12 protein-coding genes are annotated in these 15,364 nt (G+C 57.1%); 3 read left to right on the top strand and 9 right to left on the bottom strand.

What is annotated here, in order from left to right; all coding sequences use genetic code 11:
• Window positions 1-58: 58 nt before the first annotated feature.
• The 7 genes from NQ012_RS09780 to NQ012_RS09750 form a co-directional block, all read right to left on the bottom strand.
• On the bottom strand, window positions 59-778 hold the full coding sequence (locus NQ012_RS09780; RefSeq protein WP_257067431.1) for an SDR family oxidoreductase: 720 nt from the start codon (window positions 776-778) through the stop codon (window positions 59-61).
• A gap of 106 nt (window positions 779-884) precedes the next feature.
• Window positions 885-2,210, bottom strand: coding sequence for a hydroxysqualene dehydroxylase HpnE (hpnE, locus tag NQ012_RS09775; RefSeq protein WP_257067430.1), 1,326 nt, complete (start codon window positions 2,208-2,210; stop codon window positions 885-887).
• Window positions 2,207-3,058, bottom strand: a complete 852-nt coding sequence (gene hpnD, locus NQ012_RS09770; protein ID WP_257067429.1) for a presqualene diphosphate synthase HpnD — start codon at window positions 3,056-3,058, stop codon at window positions 2,207-2,209. Before hpnD ends, hpnE begins: the two co-directional genes overlap by 4 nt.
• A 140-nt stretch (window positions 3,059-3,198) precedes the next feature.
• Window positions 3,199-3,873, bottom strand: coding sequence for a beta-phosphoglucomutase (pgmB, locus tag NQ012_RS09765; protein ID WP_257067428.1), 675 nt, complete (start codon window positions 3,871-3,873; stop codon window positions 3,199-3,201).
• Between the two features lie 4 nt (window positions 3,874-3,877).
• Window positions 3,878-6,136, bottom strand: a complete 2,259-nt coding sequence (locus tag NQ012_RS09760; protein WP_257067427.1) for a glycoside hydrolase family 65 protein — start codon at window positions 6,134-6,136, stop codon at window positions 3,878-3,880.
• Between the two features lie 15 nt (window positions 6,137-6,151).
• Window positions 6,152-7,153, bottom strand: a complete 1,002-nt coding sequence (locus tag NQ012_RS09755; protein WP_257067426.1) for an aldose epimerase family protein — start codon at window positions 7,151-7,153, stop codon at window positions 6,152-6,154.
• A 9-nt stretch (window positions 7,154-7,162) separates the two neighbouring features.
• A complete protein-coding gene (locus tag NQ012_RS09750; protein WP_257067425.1) occupies window positions 7,163-8,515 on the bottom strand; it encodes an SLC45 family MFS transporter in 1,353 nt (450 codons plus the stop codon).
• Between the two features lie 378 nt (window positions 8,516-8,893).
• On the opposite strand from NQ012_RS09750, the gene hscA reads away from it, so the two are divergent.
• From hscA to NQ012_RS09735, 3 genes are all read left to right on the top strand, one after another.
• Window positions 8,894-10,756: a Fe-S protein assembly chaperone HscA gene (hscA, locus tag NQ012_RS09745; protein ID WP_257067424.1), complete on the top strand. Its 1,863-nt coding sequence runs from the start codon at window positions 8,894-8,896 to the stop codon at window positions 10,754-10,756.
• Window positions 10,757-11,006: 250 nt separating this feature from the next.
• The gene (fdx, locus tag NQ012_RS09740) at window positions 11,007-11,348 is read left to right on the top strand and encodes an ISC system 2Fe-2S type ferredoxin (RefSeq protein ID WP_257067422.1); all 342 of its coding nucleotides are present in this window, start codon (window positions 11,007-11,009) and stop codon (window positions 11,346-11,348) included.
• A gap of 194 nt (window positions 11,349-11,542) precedes the next feature.
• On the top strand, window positions 11,543-12,310 hold the full coding sequence (locus NQ012_RS09735; RefSeq protein ID WP_257067421.1) for a TatD family hydrolase: 768 nt from the start codon (window positions 11,543-11,545) through the stop codon (window positions 12,308-12,310).
• A gap of 539 nt (window positions 12,311-12,849) precedes the next feature.
• Here the strand turns inward: NQ012_RS09735 and hemE are convergent.
• Window positions 12,850-13,911 (bottom strand): uroporphyrinogen decarboxylase, encoded by a 1,062-nt coding sequence (hemE, locus tag NQ012_RS09730; protein ID WP_257067419.1) that lies wholly within the window; start codon window positions 13,909-13,911, stop codon window positions 12,850-12,852.
• A 95-nt stretch (window positions 13,912-14,006) separates the two neighbouring features.
• Window positions 14,007-15,233: a heme biosynthesis HemY N-terminal domain-containing protein gene (locus tag NQ012_RS09725; protein ID WP_257067418.1), complete on the bottom strand. Its 1,227-nt coding sequence runs from the start codon at window positions 15,231-15,233 to the stop codon at window positions 14,007-14,009.
• Window positions 15,234-15,364: the final 131 nt, after the last annotated feature.

Below are 15,364 nucleotides of genomic sequence, written 5' to 3'. Positions count from 1 at the left end.
GTCGGAAAGCTTAGGGCGTGTTGTCACAAGCCTTCTGACAACACGCCCTGCGGTATGGCTACAAATACACGATTTCGCCGCTGCGGCCTTTGCTCTCTTGGCTGCTCCACCACACAAACTGCGGCATGATGTCTTCGTAGTTTTTGCGTTCGCTGCGGGCTTCGCCGGGGTGGGTTTTCATGCGCTGGGGCGAGTTGACGGCGCCGGGCACCAGCACGTTGGCGCGCAGGTTGGGAAAGCGCGACCATTCGTCGGCGGCCACTTTGCACAAATAGTTCAGCGCGGCTTTCGAAGCGCCGAAACCGCCCCAATAGGCTTTCGGATCTTCGCCGTGGCTTTCCCCCACGAAAATCACCGAAGCGTCGGGCGATTCTTTCAACAGCGGGAAAAAGGCGCGGGTCAGCCCCATCGGGGCAACGGTGTTGATGCGGTATTGGTTTACCCATTCGGCCACGGTTTGGAAGTCGAGCGGCGAGAGGGCATAGAAATAGCTGGCGCAATGCACGATGCCGTCGAGGCGGTTGCCGGTGGCCTCGGCAATGGTGGCGGCGAAACGGTCGAACTCGGCTTCTTCGGCGGTGAGCAGGTCGAAGCAGATGGCAAACGGTTCGGGGCCGCCGGCGGCAACGATGTCGTCGTATACTTTTTCGAGCTTTTTCTGGTGGCGCGCCACCAGCACTACGGTGGCGCCGGCGGCGGCGTAGGCTTTGGCCACTTGCTCGCCTATGCCTTGCGATGCGCCGGTTACCAGAATGATTTTGTCTTGCAAGGGGTTCATGCGGAATCCTTTTTTGTTGGGATGTTGCGGTATGTTTTCAGACGGCCTGTTACGTTTCAGTGCAGCCTTCTGACTGCACGCCCTAAGGCCGTCTGAAAAAACGGCGTTAAAAAACGTGTTTGCCGCCGCAGCAATCGGTGTAGCACACATCCGCCGCGCTCAGGCCCGATTGTACGGCGGCTTCGAGGGTGGAAGGGTAGCGCGGGTGCAGGTAGTCGCCTGCGGGGTAGATGCGGCGGCGGTGCAACCACGATAAATCGGGCAGGGTGCGGGCAACGGTTGCGGCGGCGGTGGCGCGCTGTTCGGTAATCACGCGGGCGGCCAGCGGCTTGCCGAGGTAGGGGCAGAGCGTTTTCAAATCGGCGTGCACGCGTGCCGCCCATTCTTCGGGTTTCAGACGGCCGATAAGGTCGGACAGGCTGATCACGGCGGCGGTTTCGTTGGCAGGCAGGCCGAGCGCGCCGCGGTGGATAAACCATTGCGCCGTGCCTTCGGTTAAACCGGTGAGTGGGGCGGGCAGGTGCACGGTTTCGGCGTAGCGCAGATAAACGGTGGTGATGGCATGGTAGCGGACGGCGTTGAAAGCCGACAACACGGCATCGGGCGTTTCCTGCGGCATCAGCGCGGCCGCATGATAGGGCGCGACGGCGAGCACGGCGGCATCGAAAGCTTGGCCGTTCACTTCCACTCGGCCGTCCGGCAGGTTGGCCAGCCGCGCCGCACGTGTTTCCAAATGCACGGTTGCGTCATGTGCGGCAAGAAACGCCAGCGCGGGTTCGGCGATGATGCTGCCCAAATCCTGCTTCGGCAGCAGATAATCGCTGCCTTCCTTGCTTGACCATACGCCGTCTTGCAGCACGTTGCACAGCGTGCGCAGGCTGGCGTGTTCGAGCGGTGTGTTGAGTGCGCCCCACACCAAAGGCTGCCAGAAGTTGCCGCTGAGTTTGCGCGAAACGTTGCGTTCGCGCAGCCACTCGGCCGTGCTGATGTCGGGCAGCGGCGAGGTGTGGTATTGCTGTAAGGCGTGCATATCGTTGAGCAGCCTGATTTTTTCGCCGAAACGCAGGTTGCGGGCTTTGAGCAGGCCGAAGGCGATATGCAGCGGCGCGGGCAGGGAGGCCGTCTGAAACTGCAAACCGTCGGCCAGATGCCATTGCAGCGGCAGCCGCAAAAAGGCATCTTGTTCGCGCACGCCGATCAACTGCATCAGCGCGAGCACGCCGTGATAAGCGCCGATCATGATGTGCTGGCCGTTGTCGAGAAAGCTGAATCCGGCCTGGTTGCCCGCAAGCATACGCGCCCGCCCGCCCGCCTGTTTGCCTGCTTCAAACAGGCTCACGTCGGCACGGCCGGCCAGCCGGACGGCGGCGGAAAGGCCGGCCCAGCCTGCGCCGATAACGGCGATTTTCGGGCGGTGTGCGGTGGGCTTCATGGGTTAAATCCGAACAGCCAGGTTTTCAGGGCAATGCGTTTTTTGCGCGGCGAAGGAATGGCGATTTTGTATTGCAATACATGTTCGGCACCGTCGCGCTCGATTTCGTTCAGTAAAGCAAAGTAAATGCTGCCCATCACCAGGCCGACCTTTTGGTTTTTGCGCTCTTCGCGCGGCAGCAGCGCCACGGCTTCGCGGTAGGTTCGGCGGGCGCGTTCGATTTGAAACGCCATCAGCTCGGCAAACTCGGGCGTGGGCGTGCCTTGCAGAACGGTTTGCGCGGGCACGTTGAAGCGTTGCAATTCTTCGGTGGGCAGGTAGATTCGGCCGTTGCGCGCGTCTTCGCCCACATCGCGGATGATGTTGGTTAATTGCAGGGCAAGGCCCATTTTGTCGGCATAATCCAGCGTTTCGGGGCGTGAAAAGCCGAGTATGCGCGTAATCAGCCGCCCCACCACGCCCGCCACGCGGTAGCAGTAAAGCTGCAAATCTTCAAAGCGCCCGTAGCGCGCCTGCTCCAAATCCATCTGCATGCCGTTGATGATTTCTTCCAGCTCGCCGTGCGGCAGCGAAAAATCGCGCACTACGGTTTTCAGGGCTTGGCAGACGGGGTGTTCTGGCGTTTGGCCGTCTGAAAAAACTTTTTCCAAATCGGCCCGCCACCAGTTGAGCGTGGTTTGGGCGACGTGCGGCTCGGAGCAGCCGTCCACCACATCGTCGAGTTCGCGGCAGTAGGCGTATAAAACCGTCATCGCGTTTTGCTTGGGCTGCGGCAGAAAACGGAAACCCGCCAAAAAGCTGGATTTGCTTTCGGCGGCTTTTTGGCGGCAATATTCAAGCGGCTGCACGGCGGTTCCTGATTGGTTATTCGAATAAGGCGGGATTGTAGCGGGAAACAGGGGGGAGAACAATTTAAGCGGCCGTATGCGGCAGCCCAATAATTAAAGGCCGTCTGAAAAATGTTTTTCAGACGGCCTTGTGTGCCGGTTTATGTGCGGCGGGCGTTATCCCATACCTGTTGCAGGTAACTGAGGGTCAGGCTGCGGGTGTCGGCTACCACGGCAATATCGCTGCCCAAGTGCTCGGGGCTTCCTACGCCGACGGGCAGGGCGCCGGCCGATTTGATGGCGGTAATGCCCGCTACGGCGTCTTCGATACCGATACAGTCTCCGATGGATGTGCCCGTACCTTTCGCCGCGGCCAGAAAAATATCGGGCGCAGGTTTGGATAGGGCGACTTTGGCAGGGTCGGCGATGGCGTCGAAGTATGGGGTCAGCGCCATTTTTTCGAGTAGGAAGGGGCCGTTTTTGCTGGCGGAGGCCAAAGCGATTTTTTTGCCGGCAGCTTTCAGGCTCTGCAACAGCGCCAGAATGCCCGGATACACGTCGGCCGGGGTAATGGCCTGTATCATTTCGACATACCAGTCGTTTTTTTGCGCCAGAAGTTCGGCAAACCTTTCGGGCGTAAAGGCGTTTTGCAGGCCGCCGTGGGCGAGGATTTTTTTCAGCGAATCTTCGCGGGATACGCCTTTGAGCTGCTCGTTGAAACGGCGGTCGATGGTAATGCCCAAGCTGTCGGCCAGTTTTTTCCAAGCTTGGTAGTGGTATTCGGCGGTGTCGGTGATGACTCCGTCCAAATCAAATAAAACGGCTTTGAAGGTCATCGCTTTATCCTTTCCGGCAGGGGGCGGTGTGGGTGCGTTCGAGCAGCACTTTGCCGCCGTACACTTCGATTTCGATGGGTTCGCCTTTGAGCAGGGTAAGGGTAACGCTGCCGCCGACTTCGACTTTCAACAGGCGGCCGCGGTAGTTGATATGGAAGGCGTAGCCTTTCCATGCGGCCGGCAGGAAGGGGGCGAAGCTGAGTTTGCCGTTCCAGGTTTTCATTTGGGCGAAACCTTGCACGATGGCCAGCCACGAACCGGTCATGGAGGTGATGTGCAGGCCGTCGTCGGTATCGTTGTTATAGTTGTCGAGATCGAGGCGGGCCGTGCGCTCGTACATTTCCACCGCTTTGGCCTCCATACCGAGTTCGGCGGCCAGAATGGCGTGGACAGACGGGGAAAGCGAACTCTCGTGTACGGTCATCGGTTCGTAGAATTCGAAATTGCGCCGTTTTTCGTCGAGGCTGAAACGGTCGCCGAAGAAATAAATGCCCTGCAAAACGTCGGCTTGTTTGATAAACGGCGAACGCAGGATTTTGTCCCACGACCATTTCTGGTTGAGCGGCAAATCTTCGGGTTTCAGGTCGGCTACGGGGCGGATGTCTTTATCGAGGAAGCCGTCGTGCTGTACGAAAACGGCCAGCTCTTCATCGTAGGGGTAATACATGTTGGCGATAATGTCCTGCCATTTGGCGGCTTCTGCGGCGGTAACGTTCAAGTCGGGGCGCGGGTGTTTTTCCAGCGCTTTGAGGGTGTAGTCGAGCACCCAAACCGCCAAGGTGTTGGTGTACCAGTTGTTGTTGATGTTGTTTTCGTATTCGTTGGGGCCGGTAACGCCGTGTATCATGTATTTACCGTTGCGTTTCGAATAATGCACGCGGTCCGCCCAGAAACGCGACACTTCCACGAGCACTTCCAAACCTTCTTTGGCAAGGTAGCTTTCGTCGCCGGTGTAGTTGGTGTAGTTGTAAATGGCGTAGGGGATGGCGCCGTTGCGGTGGATTTCTTCAAAAGTGATTTCCCATTCGTTGTGGCATTCGATGCCGGTAAAGGTAACCATGGGATACAGTGCGCCGGCAAGGCCTTGTTCGCGGGCGTTGTGCTGTGCCTGCGGCAGTTGGTTGTGGCGGTATTTGAGCAGGTTGCGGGTAACTTCCGGCTCGGCCAGCGATAAGTAGAGCGGCACGGCGTAGGCTTCGGTGTCCCAATAGGTGGCGCCGCCGTATTTCTCGCCGGTAAAGCCTTTGGGGCCGATGTTCAGGCGCGCGTCTTCGCCGTAATAGGTGGAGAATAATTGGAACAGGTTGAAATGGATGCCTTGCTGCGCCTCGTCGCTGCCCTCGATAACCACATCGGCGATTTCCCAGCGGCGCAGCCAGCCTTGCTCGTGCGCTTTGAGCAAATCTTCAAATGGAGTGTTTCGGATTTGCGCAGTCAGTTTGTCTGCGGCGGTTTCCGTTTCGGCCAAGCCGGCGTAATCGCGGCTGGTGGTAACCACCACGCGTTTTTCCAAGGTTTTCACGCTGGCGCCGACTTCCGTTTCAAAGGTGTTGCCCACTTCCCAATCGGTTTTCAGACGGCCTGTTTCGTTAAAGTCGCCTGCAAACGATTGCTGTGCGTTCACGATAAACTGGGGCACGCCGAACGGGTTGGCAACAGTTTGTGCGGCGATATGTGCGCCGCCGGTTTCCGCCTCTTGGTTGAGTACCTGCCAGAATTGCTCTTCATAGTTGGCGTCTTCATTGCGGACGTCGGCGTCAATCAGGGCTTGGATTTTCACTTGATGGCTGCTGCCGTCGGCGGAAACCGCTTCCCATTTGATTAATGCCAGCTCTTTTTGCGCCACCGACAAAAATTTGGTAACGGTAAATTTTACGCCGAGCACGGTAAATGTGCGGCGCAACACGCCGGCCTGCATATCGAGGCACACGGAAAAATCCCGCACATCGTTTGCTGCCAAGTCGACCTCCTGCCCGTCGACAAAAATTCTGGCTTTGAAGAAGTTGACGGCGTTGATGGCTTTGCCGAAATATTTCGGGTAGCCGTTTTTCCACCAGCCGACGCGGGTTTTGTCGGGAAACCACACGCCGGCGATGTAGGTGCCCAAGTGGCTGTCGCCGGAATAACTTTCTTCAAAATTGCCGCGCACGCCCATATAGCCGTTGCCGAGGCTGGTCAGGCTTTCTTGCAGGCGTTTGTGTTCTTTTTCCAAGCACGAAGACTGGATTTTCCAAGGGTGCACGTCCATGATTCGGGTATACATAGCGGTTTCCTTCATTCAATTGGTTTCGATTTGATAAACAATGGTGGTTTGTTTGGTTTCGCCGCCGCGCATACGGATTTCTCCGAATTCGGGGCGGTGCAGGCTGTTGGGCAGCGTTTGTGCTTCGGTGGCCAAAGCGTTGTAGATGCCTTTATCGTGTTTGGCCGGATCGGCCGGACAGGCGGTAAACAGCACCAGGCCGTTGCGGTCGCTGAAAATTTTGATGCGGCAGCCGTCGACCGTGTCTAAAACGGCGGCTGGCCGGTTTAGGTTGGATTCGACCTGATAAATATCGTCGAACCCTTGCCGGGGCGTGTTTGCCCGCAGTTGCGCAACAGCTTCATCAAGCTTGAGGCCGTCTGAAAAATCAAATACCGCATCTTCGGGATAGGGCGGATAAGCGGGTAATTTTTCGCTGTCGGCCGGAATATGCCGGCCTGCCGGTATTTTCAGACGGCCGTTGCCCAAACCTTCGGCAAGCTGCCAGTAGATGTGGACGGTGGGGTCGAAAACTGTATCGCCTTGCGCCTCGGCCTGATAATGTACTTCCAAACGGTTGTCGTCGGTCAGGCGGTAGCGGATGGAAAGCTTCAGGTTGTTCGGATAACCGTCGGTTTCTTCCCGCAGCACTGTGGAGAGTACCAGCTCCTGCGTGCCTGCGGCGCTTGCTTCCAATATTTGCGACCCCAGGCCGTTGGCACCGCCGTGCAGGGCGTGTCTGCCTTCGTTGGCTTCCACTTGGTAAACCTGTCCGCCGATTTCGAAAGAGGCGTTTTGAATGCGTCCGGCCACGCGTCCGATTTGCTTGTTAATCTGAAAGGGATTGCGTACATAGCTTTCCGCATTATCCAGCGACACCACCAGTTGGCGGCGCATGCCGTTTTGCAATACCGAAAACTCCTGAATAATCCCGCCCAGAGTCAAAATGGCGGCCTGCGTGCCCCGGGCGTTGCGCAACATATATTTGTAAATGTCGCGGCCGCCGGTCCGGCCGAAAAAAATGGGTGCGGCAGTCATGGCGGCTTCCTAGGTTCTGTGCGTTTCTTTAATCAAAAACACCGACAGCGCCCCGGCCAGCAACATCGCGCCCGCCACCAGAAACATATTCGCCTGATGGCCGCCCAGCATGGGGAACAAAGCGAAGCTCAGCAGGGAGGCAACAATCTGCGGCAGGCAGATTGAGCCGTTGAACAGCCCCAGATAGGTGCCCATGTGTTTGCCCGACAAAGCATTGGTAACAATGGTTAGCGGATAGGTAAGGATGCCTGCCCAAGCGATGCCGACCAAAATGTAAGACAAAACCAACACATATTGATTCGTTACCGCAAACACAGAGAAGAAGCCGGCGGCGCCCAATGCCAGGCAGAGCGAATAGACCTGTTTATGATACTGGTTGGGCACTTTGGCCAAAACGTAGGAACACACTACCGCAGCGATAGACTGCACCGCCGCCAAAACACCGTACCAGTTGCCCGCTTCCTGATAACCCAAAGAAGACGCATCGGTGGTGTGCCATACGTTTTCCGCAATCGCGCCTGCGGAATAAGTCCACATATATTGGAAAGCAAACCAGCAGAAAAACTGCACCAGCGATACCGTCCAAAATGCTTTTGGCGCCTCTTTCAACAACTGAATCCAGCTCACTTTTTCATGATTGGCCTGAGGGTCGATACCGTGGTAGCGCGCATAGGTTTCGGGGTCGTATTCCTTTACCTTAAACACGGTTAACGCACTGGTTACCACCAGCAGCGCGGCGCCCACATAAAACGCCACCACCACAGTTTGCGGCACCACACCTTTGGGCGCCGTATTGGCCAAGCCCCAAAAGGCAAACAAAAAAGGCAGAATGGCCGCGACAATCGCACCGGTATTGGACAAGAAGCTCTGAATGCCGTAGGCATAGCTTTTCTGTTTGTCGTTAACCATGTCGCCGACCATCATTTTGAACGGCTGCATCGCCATGTTCGACGATACATCCAACAAAGCAATCATCAGCGCACCGAACAGCAGAGCCGTTAAAGAAGCGTAACCGAAGCCGAAACTGCCCGAATTCGGCATCAAAATCATCACGATAACGGCAATCAAGGTACCGTAAATCAAATAAGGCAGACGGCGGCCGCCCAGTTTAGGGTTCCATGTGCGGTCAGAGTAGTAACCCACGATGGGTTGCACCACCATGCCCGCCAGCGGAGGCAATAAAAAAAACCAGCCCAAATCGTGCGGGTCGGCGCCGAGTGTTTGGAAGATACGGCTCATTTGCGAGCTTTGCAGGGTAAAGGCCGTCTGAACGCCCAAAAAACCGAAGCTGAGCATCCAAATCATGCTTTTGGAAAGGTCGGGCAGCCCTTGACGGGAAGACGGGGTTTGGTGTTCCGCCATTTTTGATTCTCCTGAATGAAGTAAGTAATTTTCCGATAATGTAGTAGTATTCCTACTGCCGCACCTTGACTCATATCAATATGTTGTAGTGGTGTGTTGCAGCGCCTTTGCCGGTTATAAATGGATTTGGTTTAATATTTTGAAGCTGCTGGAGATTATTTTGACTTTTGCATAAAGAAATATATAAAGAAAGTAAATTACAAATGAGAATATTTTATTTGGTAAAGTAATTATCCTATTTTAAAAATCTTTCAAACTACAAGCCGCCTGAAAAGGCTCCGACAGTTTGTATTCCCGACAAAATCACTCAACTACCCGCGCCAAATCTGCTAAAATACGCGCCGATTAAAAATAAATGACTCAAAAGGCACACAAAACATGGCACTTCTGCAAATCGCCGAACCCGGAATGTCGGCCGCACCGCACCAGCACCGTTTGGCCGTTGGCATCGATTTGGGCACCACCAACAGCCTGGTCGCCACGGTAAAAAGCGGCAGCGCCGCGTGCATTGCCGACGAGCAAGGCCGCGTAACCCTGCCTTCGGTGGTGCGCTATTGCGAAGAAGCGCGCACCGAAACCGGCTACGACGCGCTCAAAGCCCAAAAAATCGACCCGCTCAACACCATTTCGTCGGCCAAACGCCTAATCGGCCGCACGCTGGCCGACCTTAAGCAAGACAGCCATTATCTGCCTTACCGTTTCGGCAGCAACGAACGCATTATCGAAATGCAAACCCGCCAGGGCGCGAAAACGCCGATAGACGTTTCCGCCGAAATTCTGCGCACCCTCAAAACACGCGCCGAAAATGCCCTCGGCGGCGAGCTTACCGGCGCGGTGATTACCGTGCCCGCCTATTTCGACGACGCCCAGCGCCAAGCCACCAAAGATGCCGCGCGCCTGGCCGGTTTGAACGTTTTGCGCCTGCTCAACGAGCCGACCGCCGCCGCCATCGCCTACGGTTTGGACAACGCCTCCGAAGGCACGTTTGTGGTGTACGACCTCGGCGGCGGCACGTTCGACGTGTCCGTGCTGCAATTGTCGAAGGGATTGTTTGAAGTGAAAGCCACCGGCGGCAACAGTGCGCTGGGCGGCGACGATTTCGACCACCGCCTGTTCTGCCACCTGCTCGAACAAAACAAGCTCTCGCAGCTCAACGAGCAAGACAGCCAACTGCTGTTAAGCCTCGCCCGCGCCGCCAAAGAAGCCCTGACCGCCGACAACAGCACCACCATTCAGGCCGCGCTTTCAGACGGCCGCAAGGTCGACAGCACCATTACCCGCCAAGAGTTCCAAAACCTTACCCAACATTTGGTAGCCAAAACCATCGAGCCGGTGAAGCAGGCGCTGAAAGACGCCGGCGTAACCAAAGCCGCCATCAAAGGCGTGATTATGGTGGGCGGCGCCACCCGCATGCCCCATGTGCAGCAGGCCGTCGCCACCTATTTCGGCCAAACCCCGCTCAACAACCTCAACCCCGACGAAGTGGTGGCGCTGGGCGCCGCCATGCAGGCCAACGTGCTGGCGGGCAACAAAAACGACGGCGAATGGCTGCTGCTCGACGTTACCCCCTTGTCGCTCGGCCTCGAAACCTACGGTGGGCTGGCCGAAAAAATCATTCCCCGCAACAGCACCCTGCCCACCGCCCGCGCACAAGAATTCACCACCTTTAAAGACGGCCAAACCGCCATGACCATCCACGTGGTGCAGGGCGAGCGCGAGCTGGTGGCCGACTGCCGCAGCCTCGCCAAATTCACCCTGCGCGGCATTCCGCCGATGGCGGCGGGCGCCGCGCGTATCCGCGTAACCTTCCAAGTGGACGCCGACGGCCTGCTTTCCGTATCCGCCCGCGAACAATCCACCGGCGTGCAGGCGCAAATCGAAGTGAAACCTTCCTACGGGCTGGATGACGAAACCATCACCCGCATGTTGAAAGAGAGCATGGCCAACGCTTCCGGCGACATGGCTGCCCGCGCCCGTGCCGAAGCCGTGGTGGAGGCCGAAGGCCTAACCGCCGCCGTAAAGGCGGCGCTCGAACTCGACGGCGACCTGCTCGACGAAAACGGCCTGCAAACCGTTCAGACGGCCGTTGCCGAATTGGAAAAGCAAATGCAGACCGGCAGCGCCGAAGCCATCCGTGCTGCCGTATCGGCCCTCGGACACGCCACCGACGACTTCGCCGCCAAGCGCATGAACCGCAATATCCAGCGCGCGCTGGCGGGTAAAAACGTAGAAGAGCTTTGACGGTTTCAGACGGCCCCGAAAGAAATATAGTGAATCCACTTACTCCGTTACGGCGTTGCCGCGCCTTAGCTCAAAGAGAACGATTTTGTAAGCCGCTGAAGCGGCAACAGAATCGGTTCCGTACTATCTGTACTGTCTTCGGCTTGCTGCCTTGTACCAAAGTAAGTGGATTCACTATATCATTAAGCCTTTACAGGCCGTCTGAAAACCTTATTTAATCAAAAATATCACCAGAAAGAACCGACACACCATGCCGAAAGTAACCGTACTCCCCCATGCCGAACTCTGCCCCGAAGGCAAAACCATAGAAAACGCTCCCGAAGGGCAAACCATCTGCGACCTGCTGCTCGACAACGACATCGAAATCGACCACGCCTGCGAAAAATCCTGCGCCTGCACCACCTGCCACGTAATCGTGCGCAAAGGCTTCGACAGCTTGGAAGAGCCGAGCGAAATCGAAGAAGACCTGCTCGACCAAGCATGGGGCTTGGAGGCCGAATCGCGTCTGAGCTGCCAGGCCAAAGTGGCGGGCGAAGATTTGGTGGTGGAAATTCCGAAATACACCATCAACCATGCCCGCGAACACCATTAACCGGCGGGTTGGGTTTGCCGGATTAAAACCGGTGCAACCCTTGCCGGCTCTAACCGGCATCCGCATCATACTCGGGCTTGGCCCGAGTATCTTTTTGTCCGTTATGAAAATAACAAATCATCAGGCCGTCTGAAAGATTTTGCCGCTTTCAGACGGCCTGATATGATTGCCGCAGTTATTTGAAAGTTTTTGCCATGCAGTTAACCGACACCCATTGCCACCTTGCCGATCCCGCCTTGCTCGGCAGCTTGCCGCAGGTTTTGGCCGCCGCGCGCGCGGCCGGTGTGTGCCGCTTTATCGTGCCTGCCACGCAGCGCGGGGATTTTGCCGACGTGGCGGCTTTATCGGCTCTGCCGTCGGTGCATATTGCGTTCGGTATCCATCCGTGGTTTGCCGGTGCGGCCGAAGAAGCCGATTTTGCCTGCCTTGAACAGCAGTTGGCGCAACACCCGCAGGCGTTGGCGGGTGAAATCGGTTTGGATTACGGCAGGGCGCAAACGCAGGAACAGCGGCTGCGGCAGGTTGAGGTGTTCGAGCGGCAGCTCGTTTTGGCGCAGCGGCTGCGCCGTCCGGTGATTGTTCACAATCTGAAAGCCACGGCGGCCGTGGCGCAGTCGGTGAAAAGCTGCCGCTTCACGCAGGGCGGTATTGCCCATGCGTTTTCCGGCAGTTTGGAAGAGGCGCAGATACTCACGGGCTGCGGGTTCAAAATCGGCATAGGCTCGCTGCTGCTCAACCCGGCCGCGCGCAAAGCCCGTCGGGCGGCGGCGGAACTGCCGCTGGCAGATATCGTGTTGGAAACGGACAGCCCGTTTATGCTGAAAAACACGGTGAACACACCGGCCAACGTGCGTGAAATTGCGGCCGTTACCGCGCAGCTGCGGGGTATTGCGCCGAAAGAGGTGGCGGCACAAACCGAACGGAATGCTAACGCTTTGCTGGAAAGGGTTGGCGGGTTTTGACGGAGTTGGATAGCTAACCAACTTAAGAAAAATTATATACGTCATACTCGGGCTTGACCCGAGTATCTTTTTAGCTTTTATGAATTTTTTAAGAAAGTGAGATGCGCGGGTCAAGCCCGAGTATGACGGAGATCGTTGTTTTTGTTTGTCCGTTATAGAACGGTTGAAAAGGCTCAGGCCGTCTGAAAAATATTTTCAGACGGCCTGAGCCTTTTCAAAAAAACAATTCAAACCTGAAAGCGTTTGTGTCTCGTCATTAGCTTTGCAAGTCCACTGCGCGGGAATGACGGGATTTAAGCCTTTCAGACGGCCTTAAGGCATTTTTGCAAAGGTTTCGGCCTGAGAACTTTGCGGCATTTGCTTAGGCTGAAACCTTTGCAAACCGTTGAGGTCGTCTGAAATGTCCGATGCCGTCATACTTGGGTTTGATCCGAGTATCTCATTCTGCCGAAAGTTTTTGGAAAACAAAAAGATACTCGGGTCAAGCCAGAGTATGACGCAGGTGTTTTGTTTTGCAGGTGGTTAAGTTTTCTTACGGTTTAGCCGTGATACGGGCGCGACAATTCGTGCACGGAGTCCACCAGTATCTTGGCGTGTTCGGGGTCGGCGTGTTGGTTGATGCCGTGGCCGAGGTTGAACACATGGCCGCTGCCGCTGCCGTAGGCGGCCAGAATGCGCGCAACTTCGGCGTGGATGCTCTCGGGCGTGCCGAAGAGGGCGAAGGGGTCGAAATTGCCTTGCAGGGCAACTTGGCCGCCCACGCGCCTTCGGGCTTCGCCGATGTTGCACGTCCAATCGAGGCCCAGCGCGTCGGCGCCGATGGCGGCCATTTTTTCCAGCCACAGGCCGCCGCCTTTGGTGAATACGATCAGCGGCACGCGGCGGCCTTCGCTTTCGCGTTTGAGGCCGTCTGAAATCTGTTTCATATAGCGCAAGCTGAACGCTTCAAAGGCTGCGTCGCTCAATACGCCGCCCCAGGTGTCGAAAATCTGCACGGCTTGCGCGCCGGCGTCGATTTGGGCGTTCAGGTAGGCGGTAACGGCCTGCGCGTTGGTGTCTAAGATTTTGTGCAACAGCTCGGGGCGCGAATACATCATGGTTTTGACGGTGCGGAATTCTTTGCTGCCGCCGCCTTCAACCATATAGCAGGCCAGCGTGAACGGGCTGCCGGAAAAGCCGATTAGGGGCACGCGGCCGTTTAAGGCGCGGCGGATGGAAGCGACGGCGTCAAACACATATTGCAGCTTGGCCATGTCGGGCACGGCAAGTTTGGCGATGTCGGCTTCGTGTTGCAGCGGCCGCTCGAATTTCGGGCCTTCGCCTTCGGCAAAATACAGGCCCAAGCCCATGGCGTCGGGCACGGTGAGGATGTCGGAAAACAGAATCGCGGCGTCCAAATCGAAACGTTCCAGCGGCTGTATGGTTACTTCGGTGGCCAGTTTGGTGTTTTTGCACAAATCCAGAAAACTGCCGGCGCGCGCGCGGGTGGCTTTGTATTCGGGCAGGTAGCGGCCTGCCTGGCGCATCATCCACACGGGGGTGTATTCGACGGGTTGTTTGAGCAGGGCGCGCAGGAAGGTGTCGTTTTTCAAAGTGGTCATGTTTATCTTTCGGTTGTTCGGGATAAGGCTGTCTGAAAAGGTTTCAGACGGCCTGTTTGCTTGTTTAAAGGTTTGGGGCTTCAAACGGTGCCGGTTTATTTGTGTGCGGGCAGAAGCGCGGTTTCGCTTTCGTCGTGCACCACGCTTTCCAAAGCCAGTTTGCGCTGCGTTTCGGCTTTTTCAGGCTCTTCGGTGGCATCGAACACTTTGGCCAGCGCCAAGCGGGCGGGCACTTCGGGTTTGAGGGCAATGCTGGCCTCGAGGTAGCCCTGCGCTTTGCCCCACAGCTGTTTGTCGTAGGCAAGTTGGCCGAGATACATCAGCAGGCGGGCGTTGTCGGGGTGGGCTTGCAACCAGCCGTCGGCGGTGTCGATGGCGCGGCGCTGTTCTTTGTCGCCTAAAAAGCGCACGCTTTCAACCAGCGGTTCCAAAAGCTCGGTTTGCTGCGTTTTCGGGTAATACTCGTTCACCCATTTCACGGCTTGGGCATACATGCCCAAACGCTGGTATTTTTCGGCAACCGGCACGCACAAATCACCTGCTTTGAGGCTTTCGGGAATGCGTTTCAGGCAGGCTTTCAGGCCGCCCGCATCGGAGGCCAGCGCCAGCAGACGGCGGTAGGCCCAGCTTTGGTATTGTTCGGCTTCGTAATCGCTTATTGCGCCGGCTTTAACCAGTTTGTCGGCCTTGTCGAGCACATCGAGCGCATTGCCCTTATCAAACGCATAGCGCAATTGCAGGCGCACCAGGCGGGTGAGGCTGGGGTTGATTTGCGCGGCGGCGGCAAGGTGGTTTTCGGCGGCGGGGTAGTCGCGGCGGCCGAGTGCGGATTCGGCCAGCAGCAGATGGCGCGAAAGCTGCTGTTTGGCGGGCAGCGATTCGATGTCTTTCAGATAACGGTCGCGCAGGGCGGTGTCGTCCATCTGGTCGGCGGCGTGCGCGCCCAGCATCAGCGCCAGCGTGCGGTTGTCGCCCGCTTCTTTGTTGGCCAGCACTTTGGCGGCTTCTTGTTCGGCTTTTTGGAATTTGCCTTCGAAATACGCCAAACCGGCGTTGTTGAGCGCGTGGGCGGCCTGACGGCCTTTGCGCGCGGTACCGAAACGCTGCATACGGCCCGGCACGTTGAGAATGGCGGCAATCAGGCGCACCAGCAGATACAGCACCACCACCAGCGCAATCAGGCCGAGAATGAAGGCGTGCAGGTTAATGCGCAGCAGGGTTTGTTCCACCACCACATACACGTTGCCGTTATAAGAGCCGGCGGCAATCGCCAAGCCCACGGCCACGGCGAACAACACGATAATCCAAATCAGCCCTCTCATGCGCGTTCCCCTTTCACTTCAGCCTGATTGGCGGCAGGTTTGCGCTCACCCGGCACGGTGGTCGGTTTCACGGGTTTGGATGCTTCTTCGGGTTTGGGGGTGATGGCGGAGGGTGAGGCAGGGGCAACGGG

The organism is Neisseria dentiae (assembly GCF_024580525.1).
In the GTDB taxonomy this organism is placed as follows: Bacteria; Pseudomonadota; Gammaproteobacteria; order Burkholderiales; family Neisseriaceae; genus Neisseria; species Neisseria dentiae_A.
The sequence above is the reverse complement of the archived record's forward strand: the minus strand, read 5'-3'. Positions and strand labels throughout refer to the sequence as shown.